The following is a 21636-nucleotide window of genomic DNA, read 5'->3' as shown; positions in this document are numbered from 1 at the left end:
TCTCACCTTGAGCAAAATCACTCAGGTACTCAGGTCCTCAGAGGTGTTACCTTAGCGACTGCTGTGATGCGCGGAAAGCCCGTGTCCGTCAAGGGCGTTGCGCCTCGCGCGCGTGTCGCTCGCCCTCGCCGCGCACCGCTCCGACGCGGTCCCCGCCGCTGCTCCACCGCGGCGGACGGAGCGTCCCTCCGGAGAAGCCGCTCGATCAGCCACTCACGCTAAGGAGCTTGGGATGAGTATCAAGACCGGTGTCCGGGTGTCCGAAGGACTCGTCGCGCTGGAGGAGGCTCCGACCCGGCTCGCCGAGGCACTGGACCGGGTCTGCGTCCGGTGGGCCGAGGCGGCCGGCGCGGTCGCGCTGACCGTGCCACCGCTGCTTCCGGTCGCCGACCTGGCCCGCCTGGACGTGTACCAGAACTTCCCCCAACTGGCCCTGGTCTCCGCCGCCCTGGACGTCACCGAGGCCGGCCCCGGGACCATCGGCCAGGAGGCCGCCGCCGGCGCGTTCGCCCCCGGCTCGCTGCGGGCGGCCGGCCTCGCCCTGCCCTCCAGCGCCTGCTACGGCGTCTATCTGCACCACCGCGGCGGACAGGTGCCCGCGGGCGGGAAGCTGGTGACCCTGCTGGGGCAGTGCTTCCGCAACGAGGACCACTTCGACGCCCTGCGCCGGCTGAAGGCGTTCCGGATGCGCGAGGTCGTGGCGCTGGGCACACCCGACCAGGTCACGGCCCATCTCGACCACTCGGCGCGGTTCCTGGAGGCCCTGTCCGGTGCCCTGGGTCTGCCGCTGGAACGCCGCGCGGCCTCCGATCCCTTCTACGACCGGACGGGGGACCGTGCCGCCTTCCAGCAGATCGTCCCGGTGAAGCACGAGTACGTCTACCAGGACATGGCGATCGCCTCCGTCAACATCCATCACACGTTCTTCGGCGAGCGGTGCGCCATCTCCCTGCCCGACGGCGGCCCGGTCTCCACCGGTTGCGTCGGCTTCGGCGTCGAGCGGTGGCTGCACGCCCTGGGCACCTGCTTCGACGGTGACTGGGACCGGGCCCGGGCCGCCGTCGAGAAGGCCGGCCAGTCTCTGGTCTGACGGCCGGTCGTGGTGGTGCGCCCGCCCGAGGGGGACGCACCGCCACGACCGCCGTCCCTCAGCCCACCATCGCGTTCGTCCCCCACTCCCCCGCCGGACGGCCCGCCCGCACGCTCCAGCGTCCGTCGGCCCGGGTGAGGCGGACGGGGTGGTCGAAGCACTTGCTGACCTGGTCGCTGGTCAGCACCTCATCGGCCGGGCCGGCGGCCAGGCAGCGCCCGTCGCGCAGCAGCATCACATGGGTCGTCCCCGGGGGGAGTTCCTCCAAGTGGTGGGTGACCAGCACCGATGCCAGACCCGTGTAGGTGCGCTGCAAGGTGTCGATCCGTTCGATGAGCTGTTCCCGGCCGGCCACGTCCAGACCGGTGGCGGGCTCGTCGAGCAGCAGGAGCCGGGGGCTGGGCATGAGGGCCCGGGCGATGAGCGCACGGCCCCGTTCCCCCTGGGAGAGGGTCGGCCACCGGGCGTCGCGGCGGTCACCGAGGCCGAGCAGGGCGATCAGCCGGTCGGCCGTGCCGGCCTGTTCGCGCGTCGGCTCCCAGCGCGGCACCCGTTCCAGGGTGTTGGTCAGGCCGGTCAGTACGACGTCGTGCACCTTCAGCGGCGAGCGCAGGTCGTGCCGCGGATTGACATGGCCGACATAGGAACGCAGCTGCCGCATGTCGACCCGGCCCAGCCGGTGGCCCAGCACCTCGACGGTGCCCCGGGTGGGATGGGCCAGCGCCCCGAGGAGACCGAGCAGGGTGCTCTTGCCCGCCCCGTTGGCCCCGAGCAGCGCCCAGTGTTCGCCGGCCCGGACGGTCAGGGACACCTCGTGCAGGATCGGATTCCCGTCGCGTACGACGTCCACGTCCCGTACGGACAGGACCGGGGGTGTGGTCACGAGGTGACCCGACCGGAGCGGTTGACCGCGGCCATGACCGCGTGGACGGACGCGGTGAGCACCGAGGTGTCCCAGCCCGCGCCCCAGCGGACCTCGTCGTCGACACGGCACTCGGCATAGGCGACGGCGGGGCTGTTCGGTCCGGTGGTGGTGGAGTGCTCGGTGTAGCCGAGGATGTCCACGGTGACACCGATCCCGCTCAGGGCGTCGGCGAAGGCGGACAGGGGGCCGTTGCCGGTGCCCTCGCAGAGGTGGTCCCGGCCGCCGCTGCGCAGGGTGCAGGTGAACCGGTGCTCCCCGGGGGCGGGTTCGCTGGCGTTCCAGGACTCCAGCGTGACCGGGCCGTCCAGGGCCGGGGCGAGGTAGGTGGTGCGGAACAGCTCCCACAGCTCCTTGTGCGACAGCTCCTCGCCGGTGGAGTCGGTGACCTGCTGCACCGTGCGGGAGAAGTCCGGCCGCAGCGCCTGGGGCAGGTCCAGGCCGTGGTGGGTGTGCAGCAGGTGGGCGATGCCGCCCTTGCCCGACTGGGAGTTGATCCGGATGACCTCCTCGTAGGTGCGGCCGATGTCACCGGGGTCGATGGGCAGGTAGGGCACCGCCCACGGCGCCTCGTCGGCCGGCACGCCCTGCTCCGCGGCCTGCTTGGCGTGGTGGGCCATGCCCTTGGAGATGGCGTCCTGGTGGGTGCCGGAGAAGGCGGTGTGCACCAGGTCGCCGCCGTAGGGGTGGCGCGGGTGGACCGGCAGCCGGTTGCAGTACTGCACGACCTCGCGCACCGCGTCGATGTCGGAGAAGTCGATCATCGGGTTGACGCCCTGCGCGTAGAGGTTCAGCGCCAGGGTCACCAGGTCGACGTTGCCGGTGCGTTCGCCGTTGCCGAACAGGCAGCCCTCGACGCGCTGCGCCCCCGCGAGGACGGCGAGTTCGGCGCAGGCGACACCGGTGCCGCGGTCGTTGTGCGGGTGGACCGAGAGGATCACCGCGTCGCGGCGGGCCAGGTGGCGGTCCATGTACTCGATCTGGTCCGCGTAGACGTTGGGGGTGGCGATCTCCACGGTCGCCGGCAGGTTGTGGACCACCGGCCGGTCGGGGCTCGCCTCCCACAGGTCGGACAGGCTGTTGCACACCTCCAGCACGAAGTCCGGCTCGGTGAGGTTGAAGACCTCCGGCGAGAACTCGAACCGGATGTCGGCGCTGGGCCGTTCCTCGACACGGCGCAGCAGATGGGTGGCGGCCTCGTGGATCAGCGCGTGCACCTCGGCGCGGGAGCGGCCGAGCACCACGTCACGCCAGGTGGGCGCGGTCGCGGTGTAGAGGTGGATGAGGGTGCGGGGCAGTCCTTCGACGGAGGCGACGGTCCGGTCGATCAGGTCCTGCCGGGCCGCGGTGAACACGGAGACGGTGACGTCGTCGGGGACGGCACCGCTTACGGCCAGATGCCGGACGAAGTCGAAGTCGGTCTGGCTCGCGGAGGGGTAGCCGACCTCGATCTCCTTGAAGCCCATGGTGACCAGGAGGTCGAACATCCGGCGCTTGCGCTCGGTGTCCATCGGTTCGGCCAGCGCCTGGTTGCCGTCGCGCAGGTCGACGGGCACCCACAGCGGAGCCCGTTCCAGCCGGCGCGACGGCCAGGTGCGGTCCGTCAGCGGCAGGGCCACCCGCTCGTGCGCGGACTGGTAGCGGTGGTGCGGCATCGCGCTCGGACGCTGGGGGTTCCAGTGCGGCGCGTCCGCCGGGACGTCGCCGACGGGGGTGCGCAGGGTCGGGAACACCGCGCCCTGGGGGGAGGAAGTCATCGGTACGGAGCTTCTTTCGATCAGCCGTGCGGAGACCGGCGCAGTCCGAAACCCCGCTGCGGGGTGCCGGTCGCGTCAGGCCCCGCAGCGGCGGCCGAGAAGAAGAAGCTCGCGCAGCAGCATGCCGGGTATAGTAGCGACAACTCAGCTCCTCAGACAACCTGAAAGGTGCGGGAAGGTGAACCTCCCATGTCACTAGGCGCCCTGCGCCCCTCTCCCCTGGTCGAGCAGGCCACCACCCATCTGCGCGAGCAGATCACCAGCGGTGAGTGGGCCGTGGGGACCAGGCTCCCCGGCGAGACCACCCTGGCCAAGTCCCTCGGTGTGGGGCGCTCGACCGTCCGCGAGGCCCTGCGGGCGCTGGCGGGCGCCGGTCTGGTCCAGGCGCGCCAGGGGTCCGGTGTGTTCGTCATCGCGGCCACACCCCAGGAGGACTGGTCCACACAGCTCCGGCAGGCGGCCATCACCGATGTCTACGAGGTGCGCATGCTCGTCGAGGTGGAGGCCGCGCAGTTGGCGGCCCAGCGGCGCACCGACGCGGACATCGCGGCCCTGCGTGAGGCGCTGACCGTACGGCGGAGCGCCGGGGAGGCGGGCAACGCCGCGTTCGTCGAGGCCGACATCGCGCTGCACGAGGCGGTGGTCGCCGCCGCGCACAACCCCGTACTGACCGGCCTGTTCACCCAGTTCGTGCCGATCCTCAAGCAACGCCTCCTCGATCTGATCGAGTTGCTCGATCTGCGCTCCGGGGACCCGCACCACGGCGAGGAGGGCCACATCGCCCTGGTGACCGCGGTGGCGGAGCGGGACGCCGAGGCAGCCGGCGCCGCGCTGCGCGAGGAACTGGAAGGGACGCTCGCCCTGCTGCGCTCCCTGTGACGCCGACGCCTCGCGCAGAACGGTGGGCATGATGGACGCCGGACCCTGGATACGCCGTTACCCGCTGCCCGGACCGCCCGCCACCTCCTGGCAGGTCCTGTTCTTCCCCCACTCGGGCGGCTCCGCCGACTCCTACGAGCCGCTCGCGGCCCGGCTGGCCGACCTCGCCTCGACGGCGGGCGTCCGCTATCTCGGGCGCGCGGAACGCGGCCGCGAACCCCTCTTCACCGACGTGCACGACCTCGCGCACCGGGCGGCCGAGGCGATCGCCGCGGTCCGCGGGGACGGCCCCCTGCTGCTGTTCGGCCACAGTCTGGGAGCGGCGGTGGCCTACGAGGCCGCCCGCCGCTTGCCCGACCAGCGGCGGATCGTCCTCGTCGCCTCCGGGCACCCCGCGCCCTCCCGGCTGGAACTGCCGGACCTCGCGCTCCGCGACGACGGCACGCACGACGAGGACGAGCGGCTGACCGCGTTCATCCGGTCGCTGGGCGGGTCCGACACCGTCCTCCTCGACCACCCGCTGCTGCGCCGCATGTTCCTGCCCGTCCTCCGCGGCGATCTGCGGGCGCACAGCCGCTACCGCCCCGGGGCCGGCTCCGCCGTCGACTGCCGGGTCGTCGCTCTCATGGGCGAGGCCGATCCCCTCACCGACCTGGCCCGGGTGCGGGCGTGGCAGCGGCACACCCGCTCGCCGCTGCGCGTGCACACCCTCCCGGGCGGCCACTTCTTCACCCACACGCACACCGCGGAGGTGGCGGAGATCCTGCGCCGCCTCCTGACGACCGGTCCGGAAACCTGACGCACCAGGGGGACATCCATGCCGTACGGACACCGCACACCGGAGCAGCGGACGGAGTCCGCCCACCCGACCGCCCCCGGCGCCGGGGAGCGGCCGCACGATCCCCGCCTGCTGCGCCGGGTCGCCGTCGCGAGCTTCATCGGCACGGCGATCGAGTTCTACGACTTCTACATCTACGGCACCGCCGCCGCGCTCGTCATCGACGGGGCGTTCTTCCCCAACCTCTCCCCCGTCAACGCGCTGCTCGCCTCCTTCTCCACCTACGCCGTGGCCTTCGTGGCCCGTCCGCTGGGCTCCGTCCTGTTCGGGCACTTCGGCGACCGGCTGGGCCGCAGATCGGTCCTGGTGGTCTCCCTCCTCCTCATGGGGCTGTCCACGGCGGCGGTCGGGCTGCTCCCCAGCTACGACACCTGGGGGGCCTGGGCGCCGGCTCTGCTGGTACTGCTCCGCTTCCTCCAGGGCCTCGGGCTCGGCGGCGAGTGGGGCGGAGCGGCGCTGCTGGCGGTGGAGCACGCGCCGTCCGACCGCCGGGGACGGTACGCGAGCTTTCCCCAACTCGGTCCGTCCGTCGGGTTCTTCGGTGCCACCGGTGTCTTCCTGCTGCTGTCCACCTGGGTGAGCGACGAGACCTTCCGGGCCTGGGCGTGGCGGGTGCCGTTCCTGCTGTCCCTGGTGCTGGTGGGGGTGGGGCTGCTCGTCCGGCTCCGGATCACCGAGACCCCTTCGTTCCGCAAGGCGGCGGACCAACGGACCGAGGCGGTCCCGATCGCCGGGATCGTCCGGCGCCACCCGCGGGAACTGCTGCTCGGCTCCGGCGCGATGATCGTCACGTACGGCCTGTTCTACACGGCGACGACGTACTGCCTGTCCTACGGGACCAAGACCCTCGGTGTCGGCCGCACCCCCATGCTGCTGGCCTCCATGGCCGCCGTCGTCTTCCTCGCCGCCGGCACCTGGATCGCCGCGACCGGGTCGGACCGGTTCGGGCGCAAGCCATTGGCCGTGTGGGGCACGGTCGCAGCGGCCGTGTGGGGACCGCTGATCTTTCCCCTGCTGGACACCGGCCGGCTGCCCCTGATCATCCTCGGGCTCGGCGGCGCGCTGTTCCTGATGGGTGTGATCTACGGGCCCATGGGGGCGTTCCTGCCCGAGTTGTTCCCGGTCCGGGTGCGCTATTCCGGCGCCGGTCTCGCCTACAGCCTGGGCGGGGTGGCGGGAGGGGCGGTCGCGCCCCTGGTGGCCACCCGTCTCCAGTCCGCGTTCGGCTCGGCGTCGGTCGGCTGGTACGTGAGCGCCATGGCCGGTGTGTCCCTGGTGTGCCTCCTGCTGCTGCCGGAGACACGGGAGCGGGGGATCACCGACTTCTGACGGCGGCGGTGCCGGGGGGGAGGAGGTCTGGCTCGGCGGGTACGGGGGGCGTGTGGCCGGGGTGGGGGGCGCCGTGGGGCGCGTCCCGGCCGCACGCTCGGCAGCGGAGTTCAGCCCGGGAGTGCCTCCAGTGACCGGCCCTTCGTCGACGTCGACGCATGGGCGTCCGGGCCAGGGCGTCGAGTGCGAGGGAGACGATCTCTGGCCAGGGTCTCCAGCCCATCGTCGCGGATCAGCAGCGCTCTCCGCTTATTTGATCAGGACCCGGACAAGCCCACTCTCGAAAGCGCGAGGCCAACCGTGATGATCGGCAGTGTGCCGTAGGGGCGCGTGACGGGGCGGCCGACGTTGAGGGAGCCGGTGGATCCCAGGAACACGCCGTAGTAGTCGGTTCCGTCGGCCGGTGCGCCCGGCGAGCGGGTCCATACGTCGCCGAAGCCGACGAACGACGGGCCGTTGTCACCTTCGTTGATTTTGACGCCCGCGTTGTGCGCGTAGGCGGTGGGGACGAAGTAGCCGTTGGTGTAGTTGGCCGGGTCGAAGCCCAGCTCGGCCTCGGTCGCGATCTTGCTGGGGCCGAAGTACCGGAACGCCTCCTCGCCGCTGAGCGCCCACACGTAGTCCGTGGTGCTGGTGCCGGTCGTGGTCCAGGTGCCCCACCAGTCGCTGCTGAGCAGTTTGTTGTAGGCGGGGTAGGAGCCGGAGGACTTCATGGACACCGCGGTCTTGAGGATCTTCCGCTTCTCCGCGGCGGTGAAGGCCGCGTCGTAGAAGCCCGTCGGGTCGCCGGCCAGGTTCTTGCCGCCGGTGCTGTTGAGCCAGGCGCGGAGGTTGCTCGTGTTCCAGGCGTTGCTGTTGTCGTCCGGGTTGAATTCGGCCCCGTCCACGATTTCGGCGGTGGCGAGGACCGCGGTGTTGCCGCTGATGTCGAGGAGTCGCCAGTCCAGGGGCTGTTTGGTCGTGCCGGTGGGGTCGGTCTGGGGATAGCTTCCGAAGCTCCGCACCACCGCGTTGCCCGATCCGAGCTTGGCGTCGGTGCCCGGGTAGAGCAGGAAGCCGTTGCCCAGGTTCACATGGCGCTTGCCGCTCGCGTCCTTGGCGACCTTCACGTGCTTCAGCAGCACCTTGCCCGCGGAGTTGACGATCCGGTCGGCGTCCGAACCGTCGGGGCGCCCGCTCAGGCCGATCAGCACGGTACGGCCGGCGGAGTTGGTGGCCGTGCCGTCGCCGCCCAGGGTCCACTTGTCGGTCTCCTTGATCAGCGCGTTCTGCAGCTTGACCAGGGCCTTGGAGAGATAGCCGGTCCTGAACGGGGCGGTGGTGCCGAATCCGCCCTCCGCCTTCGACTTGTCGTCGGCGACGTAGCCGGTGTATTGGGTGGTCTTCTGCCAGCAGTGGTTGAGGACCAGGGTGTGCTTGAGCAGCGAGCCGTCCTTCAGGTCGTGTCCGAGCCGGCTGAACAGTTCTCCGGAGTAGCCGACGAGTGCGATGTCCCCGATGCGCAGCAGTTGCAGTGAGACCATGAAGTCGCTGCTGGTGGTGCCCGGGATGGTCGTCTCCGCGTAGTCGAAGTTGACCGTGACGTCGCCGCTGGTGCGGCTGATCGATGCCAGCGCCGTCTCCACGTCCGCGAAGTTGATCCGCGACACGTAGCTCAGGATGTCGTAGTTGTCGGAGAACTTTTCCGAGAACTCGCCCGTCTTCGGGTCGCGGGTGTAGATGTCGTTCTGGACTATGGGGTTCTGGTCGCCGGCGGCGGCGCTCAGCCAGAGGGCGACCGATCCGGCGTACTTGTCTTCGAGACAGGTGGAGATCTGGCCCGGGATGTCGGAGCTGATCTTCGTGGCGCCGTTTTCGCCGATGGTGTTGGCGTGCATGACGGTGCCGTGCACGGCGTAGTTGACGAGGAAGGCGATCGGCTCGCCGTCGAGGCCGTCGAAGCGGAGGGTGGCGACCTTGCGGTCGGTGGGGCCGGTCGGGTTGAAGCCGAGGTTGCGGTACTCGGTGACCGTTCCGTCGTCGGCGACCTTGTTGTAGACCGCGCTGCGGTTGACGTTGACGTAGCTCTCGGAGTAGCCGATGCCCACGGTCGCTGGGCGCATGTTCCGCACGGCCTCCGCGGCGGCTTCCAGCATCCGGTCCATCACCAGTTTGCCCCACCGCTGGAGGTTGGTGACGTCGGGGTCACTGTCGTCGAACGTGTAGTTCTGCTCGACGGTCACCTCGGGGGCCGCGTGCGAGTGGGTGGCCGTGAGGAACACGGCCTCGATCGGTATGCCGGTCTGCTTGGCCACGGCTTCCGCGAACTGCGGACCGTAAGGACCTCTCCCGGTTTCGGTGGACACGACCAGTACGGTCGCGGCACCGCTCGACAGCGCGAGCACACGTGTGTGGAGCGGGTCGAGGACCCCGTTCAGGGTCACGTTGGGTGCGCGGGTGAGGGGGAACATGTCGGACGTCGGGGTGATGTCCTTCACCGCGGCGCCCACTTGGAGCTTGGCCGACGGATCGGTGGTCTTGCCGGCCGAATCCGCTTTCGCCGTGTCGGCTGCCGCGGGCACTACGGTGGCCATGGCGCTGCCTGCGGCGACGGCCACCGCGGCGGCCAGTGAGCTTCCGACGAACCCCCGTCTGCTCAGCGGTTCTTCGGCTGCGCTCGCGTCGTTCTCACGCTTCATCTGCGTCACCTCGGTCGTCCCTGTTCGGTTGCGATGAGTCGCTTGTGTTCCATGAGATGTGTCGACGGGCTGCGGCCTGCCCTTTCATGTCGACGCGGTCAGAAAGCTACGGCGCCGTCATCTCCGTGACAATACCGGCGACTCAATTTTCTGAACGCAGCCAAATGGTGGTGAAGCAGGCTTCGTTGGGGGAAGGTTCCGGTCTGTGCGGTCGCCCTGGCGGATGCGGAGCGCGCTTGTCTGCGGCTTCTGTCCTTTCGTGCGAGGAGAAGATCTCACGGGCGGCGAGGCCGGCAGGCTGAACGCCTCGACAGGCGGGATGTCTGCATGTACATCTTTTGAACTTGCTTTGCAGCAGAAGTCGACGAGCGGCAATTGGTCGCGGTTTCTCCCTTGCCTGTGAGGACACGGGCAGGGAAGGCACTCGGAATCTGCTGATGACCCGACCTCGCTGATCGGCCCACCTGTCGGCAAGTCCCGCCTGCCGCCCGGCAGGCGGGACTCGTCAAGGATCACTCACCGGAGGCAGGTTCACGCTCCAGATCTCTCCGTGTCGGATGCATGTGAAAGTCGAACGCAGATTTCCCAGGGAGGCCAGCGGACGTCCGCACATCGCGGGGGGGCGTCCCGGATCCCATGGCCGGACTTCATGCTCTGCGTCGGCCACCCGGGCGAGCAAGGTCAGCGACGCGGATTATGGGGAGGGCGCTGCAAACAATGCATACGGCTGAAGGAGAGGTGTGCGAGTTGGCGGCAGGGACGGCTGGGTAACCGCGCCGGTTTCATGGCAGGTCAAAGGGGCATTTCCCCTCCCGCTGCTGGGCCGCGAGTCGCGTGGGATCTCTGTGTACGTATCGGTGTCACGTGGTTGTACGGTTCGGCGTACGCTCCCGGCCCGGTCCGGACATGCGCGGCGGCCCGACGGCGAGGGCAGCGGTGGGAGCGGAGCGTGGCCTGGGCCCGTGTGTCCGGGAGCGGGACGCCCGGGTGCGCACTGCTGGGTCAACTGGGCCAGGGCCTGTCCGGCCTGGGCGGGATTAAGGTCAGGGCCTGGCGGCTGATGTCCGCCCACCGGCTGTGGCGGGCGACCGGTCCGGGCCCCCCGGGTCGAGCCGGTACCAGCGGGCCCGGGTCGCCGGCCTCGCCGTGCGGAACGCGGGCCCAAGGGCTCGCGGCACCACAGCGGCGAGGGTCCCTCACCGCTGCCCCCGCCGGACGCCCCGGCCCGCCTCCCGGATGATGGACGGCGCTCTTCCTTTCGCGGCGCCACCCCGTAGGGTGACCTCAGCAGCTGGTTCGCCCCGTCCGCCAGGCGGGATGCGTCGTAAGAGGGAACCCGGTGGGAATCCGGGACTGCCCCGCAGCGGTGAGCGGGAACGACCGCCGTCATACGCACTGGGTTCGAGATACCGGGCCTGGGAAGCGACGGCCAGTAGGTGTCCTCCGTCACGGAGGGCGTGCTCGCAAGTCCGAAGACCTGCCAACTGCCCGCGTGCGGACCGATCCGTACGTGGACATCCCGGTGGCCTCGAGGGCGGGTCGGCGTACACACCAGATGGAACGACCGTGCTTTTGCCGCACAGGGGTCGTTGCCGTCCGGTCCGTCGTTCCCTTCGCGCTCTCGTCCCGGCTCCGGGATCTCAGGGATTCATCTCGCGAAGGAGATCTCCGTGACAGCGAAGTCCGCGACCGCGGCAGCACGGGCCACCGTGTACGGCTACCCCCGCCAGGGTCGGAACCGGGAACTGAAGAAGGCCGTCGAGGGCTACTGGAAGGGCCGCGTCACCGCCGACGCCCTCCGGGCCACCGCCGCGGAGCTGCGCCGCGGCAACTGGCGGCAGCTCGTCGACGCCGGCATCCACGAGGTGCCCACCTGCGACTTCTCGTACTACGACCACGTCCTGGACACCACCGTCATGGTGGGCGCGATCCCCAAGCGGCACCGTGCCGCCGTCGCATCCGACCCCCTCGACGGATACTTCGCCATGGCACGCGGCACCCAGGAGGTGGCACCGCTGGAGATGACCAAGTGGTTCGACACCAACTACCACTACCTGGTTCCCGAACTGGGCCCCGACACCGTCTTCACGGCTGACTCCACCAAGCAGGTGGCCGAGCTGAAGGAAGCCCTCGCCCAGGGCCTCACCGCCCGGCCCGTGCTGGTCGGACCCGTGACGTACCTGCTGCTGGCCAAGCCCGCACCGGACGCACCGGCCGGCTTCGAGCCGCTGACCCTGCTGGACCGGCTGCTGCCCGTGTACGCCGAGGTGCTCGCCGACCTGCGGACGGCCGGTGCCGAGTGGGTGCAGCTCGACGAGCCCGCCCTCGTGCAGGACCGTACCCCGGCCGAGTTGAACGCCGCCGAGCGCGCCTACCGCGATCTCGGTGGCCTCACGGACCGGCCGAAGCTGCTCGTCGCCTCCTACTTCGACCGGCTCGGGGACGCACTGTCGGTGCTGACCCAGGCCCCGGTCGAGGGACTCGCGCTGGACTTCACCGACGCTGCCGCCGCCACCCTGGACGCCCTGGCCGCCGTCGGCGGACTGCCCGGCAAACGGCTGGTCGCCGGTGTCGTCAACGGCCGCAACATCTGGATCAACGACCTGCAGAAGTCGCTGTCCACCCTCGGCACCCTGCTCGGGCTCGCCGACCGGGTCGACGTCGCCGCCTCCTGCTCCCTGCTCCACGTCCCCCTGGACACGGCGGCCGAGCGGGACATCAATCCGCAGGTCCTGCGCTGGCTGGCCTTCGCCAAGCAGAAGACCGCCGAGATCGCCGTCCTCGCCAAGGGTCTCGCCCTGGGCACCGACGCCATCGCCGGGGAACTCGCCGCCAACCGCGCCGACCTCGCCTCCCGCGCCGGCTCGCCGATCACCCGCGACCCGGCCGTACGGGCCCGCGCCGAGGCCGTGACGGGCGCCGACGCCCGCCGCTCCCAGCCGTACGCCGAACGCGCCGCCGCCCAGCGCGCCCACCTCAAACTGCCGCTGCTGCCGACCACGACCATCGGCTCCTTCCCGCAGACCGGCGAACTCCGTACGGCCCGGGCCGACCTGCGCGCCGGCCGTATCGACACCGCAGGCTACGAGGAGCGCATCAAGGATCCAGGAGGTCGTCTCCTTCCAGGAGACGACCGGCATCGACGTCCTCGTGCACGGCGAACCCGAACGCAACGACATGGTCCAGTACTTCGCCGAGCAGCTCACCGGCTACCTCGCCACCCAGCACGGCTGGGTCCAGTCCTACGGCACCCGCTACGTCCGCCCGCCGATCCTGGCCGGCGACATCTCCCGCCCCGAGCCGATGACGGTTCGCTGGACGTCGTACGCCCAGTCGCTGAGCGACCGACCAGTCAAGGGCATGCTCACCGGTCCGGTCACCATGCTCGCCTGGTCCTTCGTCCGCGACGACCAGCCGCTTGGCGACACCGCCCGCCAGGTCGCCCTCGCCCTGCGCGACGAGGTGACCGACCTGGAGGCGGCCGGCACCTCGGTCATCCAGGTCGACGAGCCCGCGTTGCGCGAGACGCTGCCGCTGCGGGCCGCCGACCGCGCGGCGTACCTGGCGTGGGCGACCGAGGCGTTCCGGCTCAGCACGAGCGGGGTGCGTCCGGACACGCAGATCCACACCCACATGTGCTACGCCGAGTTCGGCGACATCGTCCGGGCCATCGACGACCTCGACGCCGACGTGATCAGTCTGGAGGCCGCCCGCTCGCACATGCAGGTGGCCCGGGAACTGGCCGCCCACGGCTATCCGCGCGAGGCCGGGCCCGGTGTCTACGACATCCACTCCCCGCGCGTGCCGAGCGTCGACGAGGCCGCGGACCTGCTGCGCACCGGCTTGCAGGCCATCCCGGCCGAACGGCTCTGGGTCAACCCCGACTGCGGCCTGAAGACCCGCGCCTGGCCCGAGACCCGCGCCTCCCTGGAGAACCTGGTCGCCGCCGCCCGCATCGTCCGCGGTGAGGTGCCCGCCCCCTGACCGGCGAAGGCGGTGGGCCGGGACGCCACAAGCGTCCCGGCCCTTCCAGAGCACCACCACGACCGAGGCCGAAGGCGGCCCGATGCAGCCGAGAGTCTGCTGTCTGCGCATGCCGCGCGACACGCGAAGGGCCGGCACCCGTCCGACCACACCAGCGCTTGGATTTACCCAAATTCTCGCCGCGACACAACATCTGGGGTGTGCACGCCCACCCGGTTCTAGCTGTAGTGTTAGCGGTGCTGGTGGTTCGCCGGGCACTGCTGTGTTCGGCGTCGCAAGAGGGAACCCGGTGAAAGACCGGGACTGCCCCGCAGCGGTGAGTGGGAACAACCGCCGTCACAAGCACTGGGTCCGACATGCCGGGCCTGGGAAGCGACGGCCAGTAGGAGTCTCGTACTGCACGAGACACGCCCGCGAGTCCGAAGACCTGCCACCGGTGCGCACACCGGACAGCGGTGTGCGCGCTCCGAGGCCCCGAGGGAGGGCCAGGTGGCAGACGCACGGCTCCGGGTAAGGCGTATCGGTTTGCTCCGCCGCCCCGGTGTTCCGCCGCTCGTCCCGCGCCGCTCCTCCCTCCCGGTCCTCGGACATGAACGGGAACGAGCGAGAGGAGACGGCGGCCGATGAGCGGTCTCGTGTATTTCTCCAGCGTCTCGGAGAACACCAGGCGCTTCGTGGAGAAGCTGGCCCTGCCGGCCACCCGCATCCCCCTGCGCCCACGCCTTGAGGGCATGCCGCAGATGACCGAGCCGTATGTGCTGATCACTCCGACCTACGGCGGCGGAGAGCGCGCGGGCGCGGTACCCAAGCAAGTGATCCGCTTTTTGAACATCGAGGCCAACCGGCTGCTGCTGCGCGGAGTCATCGCCTCCGGCAACACCAACTTCGGCGCCGACTACTGCCTGGCCGGCCGGGTGATCTCGGCGAAGTGCCGGGTGCCGGAACTGTACCGATTCGAACTGCTGGGCACGGACCGCGACGTCCGCGCCGTAAGGGAAGGACTGTGGGATTTTTGGACACGACACTCGTCAACCAGGCGGACGGCGGAGCGGCTGACGGCATGACCGTGAACGCCCTCACCGCAACGGTCACGGTCCCTGCGGCGCAGCGAGAGTCGGTCGGCGCGCGCAAGGACTACCACGCGCTGAACGCCATGCTGAACATGTACGACTGCGACGGCAACATCCAGTTCGGCCAGGACCGCGCAGCCGTACGGCAGTACTTCCTCCAGCACGTCAACCCGAACACGGTGCGGTTCGAGACGCTGAAGGAGAAGATCGACTACCTGATCGGACACGACTACTACGAGGAAGCCCCGATCCGGCGCTACGGCTGGGAGTTCCTGGCGGGCCTCTACCGGCAGGCGTACGCGCACGAGCACCGCTTCCGCACCTTCCTCGGCGCGTTCAAGTACTACACGTCGTACACGCTGAAGACGTTCGACGGCTCCCGCTACCTGGAGCGGTACGAGGACCGGGTGGTCGCCACCGCCCTGTTCCTGGGCGCCGGCGACGAGACGCTGGCCTCCCGGCTGGTCGACGAGATGATGACCGGCCGCTTCCAGCCGGCCACCCCGACCTTCCTCAACGCCGGCAAGGCCCAGCGCGGCGAGCTGGTCTCCTGCTTCCTGCTGCGCGTCGAGGACAACCTGGAGTCCATCGGACGCGGCATCAACTCCGCCATGCAACTGTCCAAGCGGGGCGGCGGCGTGGCCCTGCTGCTGACGAACCTGCGCGAGCAGGGCGCCCCGATCAAGAAGATCGAGAACCAGTCGTCCGGGGTCGTGCCGGTCATGAAGCTCCTCGAGGACTCGTTCTCCTACGCCAACCAGCTCGGTGCCCGGCAGGGCGCGGGGGCCGTGTACCTGCACGCGCACCACCCGGACATCATGCGGTTCCTGGACACCAAGCGGGAGAACGCGGACGAGAAGATCCGCATCAAGACCCTCTCCCTGGGTGTGGTCGTCCCCGACGTCACCTTCGAACTCGCCAAACGCAACGCGGACATGCACCTGTTCTCGCCGTACGACGTGGAGCGCGAGTACGGCAAGCCGCTGGCCGACCTGTCCGTCACCGAGCACTACGACGACCTCGTCGCCAACCCGCGCATCCGCAAGACCACACTCAGTGCCCGTGAGTTCTTCAAGACGATCGCGGAGCTGCAGTTCGAGTCCGGCTACCCGTACCTGCTGTTCGAGGACACGGTGAACCGGGCCAACCCGATCCCAGGCTGGATCAACATGTCCAACCTGTGCTCGGAGATCCTCCAGGTCAACACCCCCAGCAGGTACGACGCCGCACTCGGCTACGAGACGGTCGGCCGGGACATCTCCTGCAACCTGGGCTCGCTGAACATCGCCGCCGCGATGGCCTCACCCGACCTCGGCGCGACGGTCGAGACGGCGGTGCGCGGTCTGACGTCCGTGTCCGACCAGTCCCACATCGACGCCGTGCCGTCCGTGGCACACGGCAACGACCTGTCGCACTCCATCGGCCTCGGCCAGATGAACCTGCACGGGTATCTCGCCTCGCAGCGTGTCCACTACGGCAGCGAGGAAGGTGTCGACTTCACGAACATGTACTTCTACACCGTCGCCTTCCACGCACTGCGGGCGTCGAACCGGATCGCGATCGAACGCGGCACGGCCTTCGACGGCTTCGAGAACACGGCGTACGCCGACGGGTCCTACTTCGACAAGTACACGGAACAGGTGTGGGAGCCGGCCACCGAGCGGGTGCGGAAGCTGTTCGCCGAAGCCGGGATCACGCTGCCCACCCGGGACGACTGGCACGAGCTGAAGCGGTCCGTGCGGGAGCACGGCATCTACAACCAGTACCTCCAGGCCGTACCGCCCACCGGCTCCATCAGCTACATCAACGACGCGACCGCCTCCATCCACCCGGTCGCCTCCAAGGTGGAGATCCGCAAGGAGGGCAAGCTCGGCCGCGTCTACTACCCGGCGCCGCACATGGACAACGACAACCTGGAGTACTTCCAGGACGCGTACGAGATCGGCTACGAGAAGATCATCGACACCTATGCGGCGGCCACCCAGCACGTCGACCAGGGCCTCAGCTGCACCCTCTTCTTCCGCGACACCGCCACCACCCGCGATCTGAACAAGGCGCAGATCCACGCCTGGCGCAAGGGAATCAAGACCCTCTACTACATCCGGCTGCGCCAGGAGGCGCTGGAAGGCACCGAGATCGAGAACTGCCTGTCCTGCACCCTGTGAAGCCGACCGCCAACGATCCCCTGGAATCACGCACCATGACGACCACCCCCGCCCCGCTGGCCGAGGTCTCGGTCACGCCGCCGTCCTTCCGCCACGACCCGGCCGCCCGGCTGCGTCCGGTCAACTGGAACCGCGTCACCGACGAGAAGGACCTGGAGGTGTGGAACCGGCTCACCGCCAACTTCTGGCTGCCCGAGAAGGTCCCGCTGTCCAACGACGTCAACGCCTGGCAGCGGCGTCTGTCCGCCGAGGAACGCACGCTCACGATGCGCGTGTTCACCGGCCTGACCATGCTCGACACCGTGCAGGCCACGGTCGGCGAGATCGTCCAGATCCAGGACGCCCGAACCGAGCACGAGGAGGCCGTGTACACCAACATCGCCTTCATGCAGGCCGTGCACGCCCGCAGCTACTCCTCAGTCTTCTCGACCCTCTCCAACACCCCGGAGATCGACGAAGCCTACCGCTGGGCCGTGCACAACGACGTCCTCCAGCAGCGGTGCAAAACCGTCCTGAGGCACTACTACGGCGACGACCCGCTGAAGCGGAAGGTCGCCTCCACCCTCCTGTCGTCGCTGCTCCTGTACGCCGGCTTCTATCTCCCGCTGCACTTCTCCACCCACGCCCTGCTCACCAACACCGCCGACATGATCCGCCTGATCCTGCGCGACAAGGCCGTGCACGGCTACTACTCCGGTTACAAATACCAGCGTGGCCTGGAGAAGCTCGACGCCGCCGGGCAGGAAGAGATGCGGGCGTTCACGTACGACCTGCTGGAGGAGCTGTACCAGCTGGAGCTCAAGTACTCCGGCGAGTTGTACGAACCGCTCGGCCTGATGGACGACGTGGCGGTGTTCGTCCGCTACAACGCCAACAAGGCGCTGATGAACCTCGGCTACCCGGCCCGCTTCGACGCGGAGGAGACCGAGGTCAATCCGGAGATCCTCGCGGCGCTGTCGCCCGGCGCGGACGAGAACCACGACTTCTTCTCCGGGTCCGGCTCCTCCTACGTCATGGGCAAGGCGGAGGACACCGCCGACGACGACTGGGACTTCTGAAAGGGGGATATTTCCAGCACACCCCAGGTGCTCGGGGACCAGGCCGGTTCGTCCATGACCGCCACCGCACCTTGGTCACGCCAGGCGGGGCCGCAGATGTCCCGGCCCAGCGGCTCGGAGGTGGTGACCAGCGGGGCCGGAGAGGTGGGACCGTGCTCGGCCTGGCCGAGCAGGTCCGCGGCGACGGCCTCCGCGTCCGCCGTGGCGTCGGCGATGACGGCGACCTCGGAGAGCCCGGCGAGCAGGTCAACGGCGACCGGCCCAGCAGGCCGAACGCCACGGTTGCCGGCGCCTGACCTGGTGTCAGGTGTTCGAGTCGCGGTCGCCTTTCTCTCAAGGTCCGAGTGGGCCGATCCGGTGGTCGAGCGCGGCACCGACGTCGGGGCAGTTCTGGCGGATGACGTCGAGGAAGGCGTTCAGTGCCGGGGAACGGTCCCGGGCCTGGAAGGACAGGACCAGATCGGGCAGAGGTGCCTGCGGGGTGACCTCGCAGAACCACGTGCCCCGTCGTGGGGCCGTCAGCATGCGGGAGGGCCCCAGACCGACGCCCACCCCGCAGGCGGCGAGGCCGATGATGGTGTGGATGTCCCTCGCGACGGTGGCGCCGGCAAGCGCCGGGGAGTCCTTGCCCAGCAGGGTCCGCAGGCCGGTGACGACAGCGGGCTCGTCCTCGCCCGGCGCCACGATCAGTGGCTGTCGCCGCAGTTGGTCCACGTTTACCGACGACTGCCCCGCGTACGGGTGCGTGCTGCTCACGACCGCGACCAGGTGGTCGTGTCCGATCGGGACCGATACCAACCGCTCGGCCCCGACGCCCCGTGGACGGCCGAGGCCGATCGCCACGTCCAGTTCGCCGGCGACGAGCGCGGCCGTGCTGCGGTTGGTCGCCATCTCGTGCAGTTCCAGCCGCACGTCGGGTCGTTCGCGGCCGAACCGGCCCAGAACGTCCGGCAGGGGTTCGAGCAGCGCCGAGGCGATGAACCCCAGGCGCAGCCGTCCCGTCTCGCCGCGCGCTGCCCTGGCCGCGTCGACCGAGGCCGCCGTGATCTCGTCGAGCGCCCTGCGGGCCCGGGCGAGGAAGGCCGCGCCCGCGGCTGTCGGGAACACCCCCTGGCGGGTGCGGTCGAACAAGCGGGCGCCCACTTCTCGTTCGAGGTCGGCGATCTGTTTGGACAGCGGAGGCTGCGCGATGCCCAGCGCACCGGCCGCCCGGCCGAAGTGTGCGTGCTCGGCGAGGGTCAGTGCGTATCGCAGGTGCCGCGCTTCCATGCCAGGCCCCATTCATATCTCATATGTATTGCGGATCAGCTTGTCAGATCTTTTGCTGGATGACCGGAGTCGGGTCGCGTGGAATGCGGTCATGACTGCTTCTTCCTCCGCCGACACCGTCTTCGTCTTCGTGCACGGGGCCTGGCACGGCTCCGGGCAGTGGGCGGCGACACAGCGCGCGCTGGCCGCACTCGGTGCCACGAGCATGGCCATCGACCTTCCGGGGCACGGCTTCGAGGCGCCACTGCCCAGCGGATACCTCCAGCCGGGCCAGCCGGGGCTGAGGACCGAGAAATCCGCGCTCGCCACCGTGACGATGGACGACGGCGCCGAGGCCGTGCTGGACACGCTGCACTGGGCCCGCCGCCACCGTCGTGTCGTGCTCGTCGCGCACAGCGCGGGTGGCGGCCCCGCGTCACTCGCCGCCGAGCGTGCTCCCGAACTCGTCGACGAGATCGTCTACCTCTCGGCCTTCGTGCCCGCCGGACGGCCCCGGTTCTTCGACTACCTCGGCTCGCCGGAGAACGCCACGGCACGAGGCCGGAGTCTGAATCTCGGCGACCCCGGGGAACTGGGCGCCGTGCGGATCAACCCGCTCTCCCAGGACCCCGCATACATCGAGGAACTGCGGCAGACCCACTACCACGACACCCCGCTGGACCGCTTCGACCGCTGGCGCTCGGCACTGAGCCCCGATCTGCCTCTGGCGATCCCCACTACCCCGGTCATTGTGACCCCAGGCCGATGGGGGCGTGTCCCGCGGACGTTCCTGCGCTGCGCGGACGACCGGGCGCTGCCGACGGCCGTGCAGGACCTGATGATCGAGGAAGCCGACCGGGCCATGCCCGGCAACCCGTTCACCGTGCGCACCCTCCCGGGCAGTCACAGCCCGTTCGCCGCCCGGCCCCGTGAACTCGCCGCGGCGCTGCTGCCGTGAGCGGCGGTCGCCTCGTGCTGCCGGTGGTGCTCAGCGCTACTTTCGTGCAGTTGCTCAACGTCACTGTCGCCCAGGTGGCCGCGCCGGCGATACAGGCCGGCCTGGGCGCCGGCCCGGGCGCCGTGCAACTGGTTCTCGCCGGATACACCCTGACGTACGCATGCCTGCTCATCCCCGCCGCACGGCTCGGCGACCGGTACGGCTACCGCCGGCTGTTCGTGGCAGGCACCGTGGTCTTCACCGTGGGCTCGGTGGCCGGCGCCTGTGCCCCCGACGCCGCGTCGCTGATCACGGCCCGGCTGGTGCAGGGCGCGGGCAGCGGCCTGGTCGCCCCCCAGATCCTGTCGCTCATCCAGGTCGCCACCCCCGCGACACGCCGGCCGCGCGCCCTTGGCCTGTACGGCGCCACCATGGCCGTCGCGTCACTGGCCGGGCCCCTGATCGGCGGCCTCGTGCTCAGTGCCGATCTCTTCGGCCTCGGCTGGCGGCCGGTGATGCTCCTCACTGTGCCGGTGGCGCTCGCCTCGCTGGCCGGAGCGACCGCGCTGCCCCGCACCCGCGGAGCGGACGGACACCGCGTCGACAAACTGGGTGCGTGGCTGGTCACCGTGGGAGCCGGCGCGCTGGTCCTGCCCCTGGCGCTGGGGCGGGAGGCGGGCTGGCCCTGGTGGACATGGGCCGGCTTCGCCGTGGCTGTTGCCGCCCTCGGCCACTTCGTCCGCAGCCTCCCGCACCGACCCGACCCGCTGATCCATCCCTCGGTGCTGCGGGACCGGTCGGCGCGCAGGGGCACGCTGCTGGTGTTCGTGTTCAACACCGGCGTGCCTTCCTTCACCTACCTGCTCTTCCTCCATCTCCAGTCCGCCGTCGGGTATTCGGCCCTCGCGGCCGCGCTGACGTCGGCGCCATTCGCCGCAGCCGCCGCCATCGGCAGCAGGGCCGCACCCGCTCTTGTCCGCCGGCACGGGCCGACGGTGCTTACCGTCGCGTCCCTGGTGCTGGCCGGGATGTGCCTGGTGCTGACCCCGCTCATCGGCTCGGCAGCGGGACGCCGGGCAGCACTGCCCGTGCTGGCCGTCGGCGGAGCCGCGTTTGGCGCCTTCACCGCCTCGGTGTTCACCCTGGTCCTGGCCGAGGTGCACGGTCCCGCCGCCGGTTCGCTCTCCGGACTGCTGCCCACAGCACAGCAACTCGGCGGATCCATCGGGGTGGCCGCGGCCGGACTGGCCTACTATGCCCCCGCCGGCGACGAGAACACCGCGTTCGGGCATGCCATGCTCTACCAGGTCGCCGCCTTCACGATCACCGCGCTGATCAGCCTCCGGCTCCGCGACCGGCCCGGCCCCGAGTTGCGAGAACGCGAGCGCGTGCCACTGAGTCCTTGAACGCCGGCCGTGGTGACCGGCACCGCCAGGAGCGGCCCGAACCGGGCCGGCGCCGGGGAGAACAGCGCGGCTGGCCGGACCTTTCGGGGAGGTGATTCCACCGTGATCCCGTCTGGAACGTCCAGGTGATCGCGTCGATCGCCTCGCGGTGATCCCCCACCGGCCGCCCCGCCGAGGCGTCCGGTCTGGCAGTGACGACTCGATTCGCGCCCCCGTGCCTCACTCAACGGCACACACGAACAACCATCGGCGGGCGCTGCGTGTGCGGCTCGGAA

Annotated in this window: 15 protein-coding genes, 1 pseudogene and 2 riboswitches; of the genes and pseudogenes, 11 read left to right on the top strand and 5 right to left on the bottom strand. The window is 70.1% G+C overall.

The window, feature by feature from the left end; all coding sequences use genetic code 11:
* Window positions 1–232: 232 nt before the first annotated feature.
* Window positions 233–1090, top strand: a complete 858-nt coding sequence (locus AB0G32_RS12935; RefSeq protein WP_361162064.1) for a hypothetical protein — start codon at window positions 233–235, stop codon at window positions 1088–1090.
* A 58-nt stretch (window positions 1091–1148) separates the two neighbouring features.
* Here the strand turns inward: AB0G32_RS12935 and AB0G32_RS12930 are convergent, their stop codons facing one another.
* A complete protein-coding gene (locus tag AB0G32_RS12930; RefSeq protein WP_361162062.1) occupies window positions 1149–1973 on the bottom strand; it encodes an ATP-binding cassette domain-containing protein in 825 nt (274 codons plus the stop codon).
* On the bottom strand, window positions 1970–3769 hold the full coding sequence (gene leuA, locus AB0G32_RS12925) for a 2-isopropylmalate synthase (protein WP_361162060.1): 1800 nt from the start codon (window positions 3767–3769) through the stop codon (window positions 1970–1972). Before leuA ends, AB0G32_RS12930 begins: the two co-directional genes overlap by 4 nt.
* Window positions 3770–3958: 189 nt before the next feature.
* Between leuA and AB0G32_RS12920 the strand changes: the two genes are divergently transcribed.
* The 3 genes from AB0G32_RS12920 to AB0G32_RS12910 are packed head-to-tail and all read left to right on the top strand — an operon-like array spanning window position 3959 to window position 6815.
* Window positions 3959–4648, top strand: a complete 690-nt coding sequence (locus AB0G32_RS12920; protein WP_361162058.1) for a FadR/GntR family transcriptional regulator — start codon at window positions 3959–3961, stop codon at window positions 4646–4648.
* Between the two features lie 31 nt (window positions 4649–4679).
* Window positions 4680–5447: an alpha/beta fold hydrolase gene (locus AB0G32_RS12915; protein ID WP_361162056.1), complete on the top strand. Its 768-nt coding sequence runs from the start codon at window positions 4680–4682 to the stop codon at window positions 5445–5447.
* An 18-nt stretch (window positions 5448–5465) separates the two neighbouring features.
* Window positions 5466–6815 (top strand): MFS transporter, encoded by a 1350-nt coding sequence (locus AB0G32_RS12910; protein WP_361162054.1) that lies wholly within the window; start codon window positions 5466–5468, stop codon window positions 6813–6815.
* A 257-nt stretch (window positions 6816–7072) separates the two neighbouring features.
* On the opposite strand, the gene AB0G32_RS12905 is transcribed toward AB0G32_RS12910, so the two are convergent.
* Window positions 7073–9493, bottom strand: a complete 2421-nt coding sequence (locus AB0G32_RS12905; protein WP_361162052.1) for a neutral/alkaline non-lysosomal ceramidase N-terminal domain-containing protein — start codon at window positions 9491–9493, stop codon at window positions 7073–7075.
* 1275 nt (window positions 9494–10768) lie between these two features.
* A riboswitch (cobalamin riboswitch) is annotated at window positions 10769–10993 on the top strand.
* 170 nt (window positions 10994–11163) lie between these two features.
* Here AB0G32_RS12905 and metE point away from each other — a divergent pair.
* From metE to nrdF, 4 genes and pseudogenes are all read left to right on the top strand, one after another.
* Window positions 11164–13477: pseudogene (gene metE, locus AB0G32_RS12900) on the top strand (5-methyltetrahydropteroyltriglutamate--homocysteine S-methyltransferase).
* A gap of 226 nt (window positions 13478–13703) precedes the next feature.
* Window positions 13704–13927: riboswitch (cobalamin riboswitch) on the top strand.
* Between the two features lie 173 nt (window positions 13928–14100).
* A complete protein-coding gene (nrdI, locus tag AB0G32_RS12895; protein WP_361162050.1) occupies window positions 14101–14541 on the top strand; it encodes a class Ib ribonucleoside-diphosphate reductase assembly flavoprotein NrdI in 441 nt (146 codons plus the stop codon).
* Complete coding sequence (gene nrdE / locus AB0G32_RS12890) at window positions 14538–16712, top strand: class 1b ribonucleoside-diphosphate reductase subunit alpha (RefSeq protein WP_361162048.1); 2175 nt, start codon at window positions 14538–14540, stop codon at window positions 16710–16712. The genes nrdI and nrdE overlap by 4 nt, the downstream gene beginning before the upstream one ends.
* A gap of 35 nt (window positions 16713–16747) precedes the next feature.
* A complete protein-coding gene (gene nrdF, locus AB0G32_RS12885) occupies window positions 16748–17770 on the top strand; it encodes a class 1b ribonucleoside-diphosphate reductase subunit beta (RefSeq protein ID WP_361162046.1) in 1023 nt (340 codons plus the stop codon).
* On the opposite strand, the gene AB0G32_RS12880 is transcribed toward nrdF, so the two are convergent.
* On the bottom strand, window positions 17719–17985 hold the full coding sequence (locus tag AB0G32_RS12880) for a histidinol dehydrogenase (protein WP_361162356.1): 267 nt from the start codon (window positions 17983–17985) through the stop codon (window positions 17719–17721). The genes nrdF and AB0G32_RS12880 overlap by 52 nt on opposite strands.
* Here AB0G32_RS12880 and AB0G32_RS12875 point away from each other — a divergent pair.
* Entirely contained in the window at window positions 17923–18066 is a 144-nt protein-coding gene (locus AB0G32_RS12875) for a hypothetical protein (RefSeq protein ID WP_361162377.1), read from the top strand. The genes AB0G32_RS12880 and AB0G32_RS12875 overlap by 63 nt on opposite strands.
* A gap of 37 nt (window positions 18067–18103) precedes the next feature.
* Here AB0G32_RS12875 and AB0G32_RS12870 read toward each other — a convergent pair whose 3' ends face one another.
* On the bottom strand, window positions 18104–19039 hold the full coding sequence (locus AB0G32_RS12870; RefSeq protein ID WP_361162044.1) for a LysR family transcriptional regulator: 936 nt from the start codon (window positions 19037–19039) through the stop codon (window positions 18104–18106).
* A 91-nt stretch (window positions 19040–19130) separates the two neighbouring features.
* Here AB0G32_RS12870 and AB0G32_RS12865 point away from each other — a divergent pair, with 91 nt between their 5' ends.
* Both AB0G32_RS12865 and AB0G32_RS12860 read left to right on the top strand, forming a co-directional pair.
* On the top strand, window positions 19131–19976 hold the full coding sequence (locus AB0G32_RS12865) for an alpha/beta fold hydrolase (protein WP_361162042.1): 846 nt from the start codon (window positions 19131–19133) through the stop codon (window positions 19974–19976).
* Window positions 19973–21361, top strand: coding sequence for an MFS transporter (locus AB0G32_RS12860; protein WP_361162040.1), 1389 nt, complete (start codon window positions 19973–19975; stop codon window positions 21359–21361). Before AB0G32_RS12865 ends, AB0G32_RS12860 begins: the two co-directional genes overlap by 4 nt.
* Window positions 21362–21636 lie beyond the last annotated feature (275 nt).

This window comes from Streptomyces sp. NPDC023723 (genome assembly GCF_040639815.1).
GTDB lineage: Bacteria > Actinomycetota > Actinomycetes > Streptomycetales > Streptomycetaceae > Streptomyces.
This window is presented reverse-complemented; position numbering and strand designations above follow the sequence as displayed.

Coding starts and splice junctions, on each gene's coding strand:
- AB0G32_RS12915 (WP_361162056.1), top strand. CDS start 4,680: ATGGACGCCGGACCCTGGATACGCCGTTACCCGCTGCCCGGACCGCCC.
- AB0G32_RS12905 (WP_361162052.1), bottom strand. CDS start 9,493: ATGAAGCGTGAGAACGACGCGAGCGCAGCCGAAGAACCGCTGAGCAGA.
- AB0G32_RS12870 (WP_361162044.1), bottom strand. CDS start 19,039: ATGGAAGCGCGGCACCTGCGATACGCACTGACCCTCGCCGAGCACGCA.
- AB0G32_RS12935 (WP_361162064.1), top strand. CDS start 233: ATGAGTATCAAGACCGGTGTCCGGGTGTCCGAAGGACTCGTCGCGCTG.
- AB0G32_RS12920 (WP_361162058.1), top strand. CDS start 3,959: ATGTCACTAGGCGCCCTGCGCCCCTCTCCCCTGGTCGAGCAGGCCACC.
- AB0G32_RS12910 (WP_361162054.1), top strand. CDS start 5,466: ATGCCGTACGGACACCGCACACCGGAGCAGCGGACGGAGTCCGCCCAC.
- AB0G32_RS12865 (WP_361162042.1), top strand. CDS start 19,131: ATGACTGCTTCTTCCTCCGCCGACACCGTCTTCGTCTTCGTGCACGGG.
- nrdI (WP_361162050.1), top strand. CDS start 14,101: ATGAGCGGTCTCGTGTATTTCTCCAGCGTCTCGGAGAACACCAGGCGC.
- leuA (WP_361162060.1), bottom strand. CDS start 3,769: ATGACTTCCTCCCCCCAGGGCGCGGTGTTCCCGACCCTGCGCACCCCC.
- nrdF (WP_361162046.1), top strand. CDS start 16,748: ATGACGACCACCCCCGCCCCGCTGGCCGAGGTCTCGGTCACGCCGCCG.
- nrdE (WP_361162048.1), top strand. CDS start 14,538: ATGACCGTGAACGCCCTCACCGCAACGGTCACGGTCCCTGCGGCGCAG.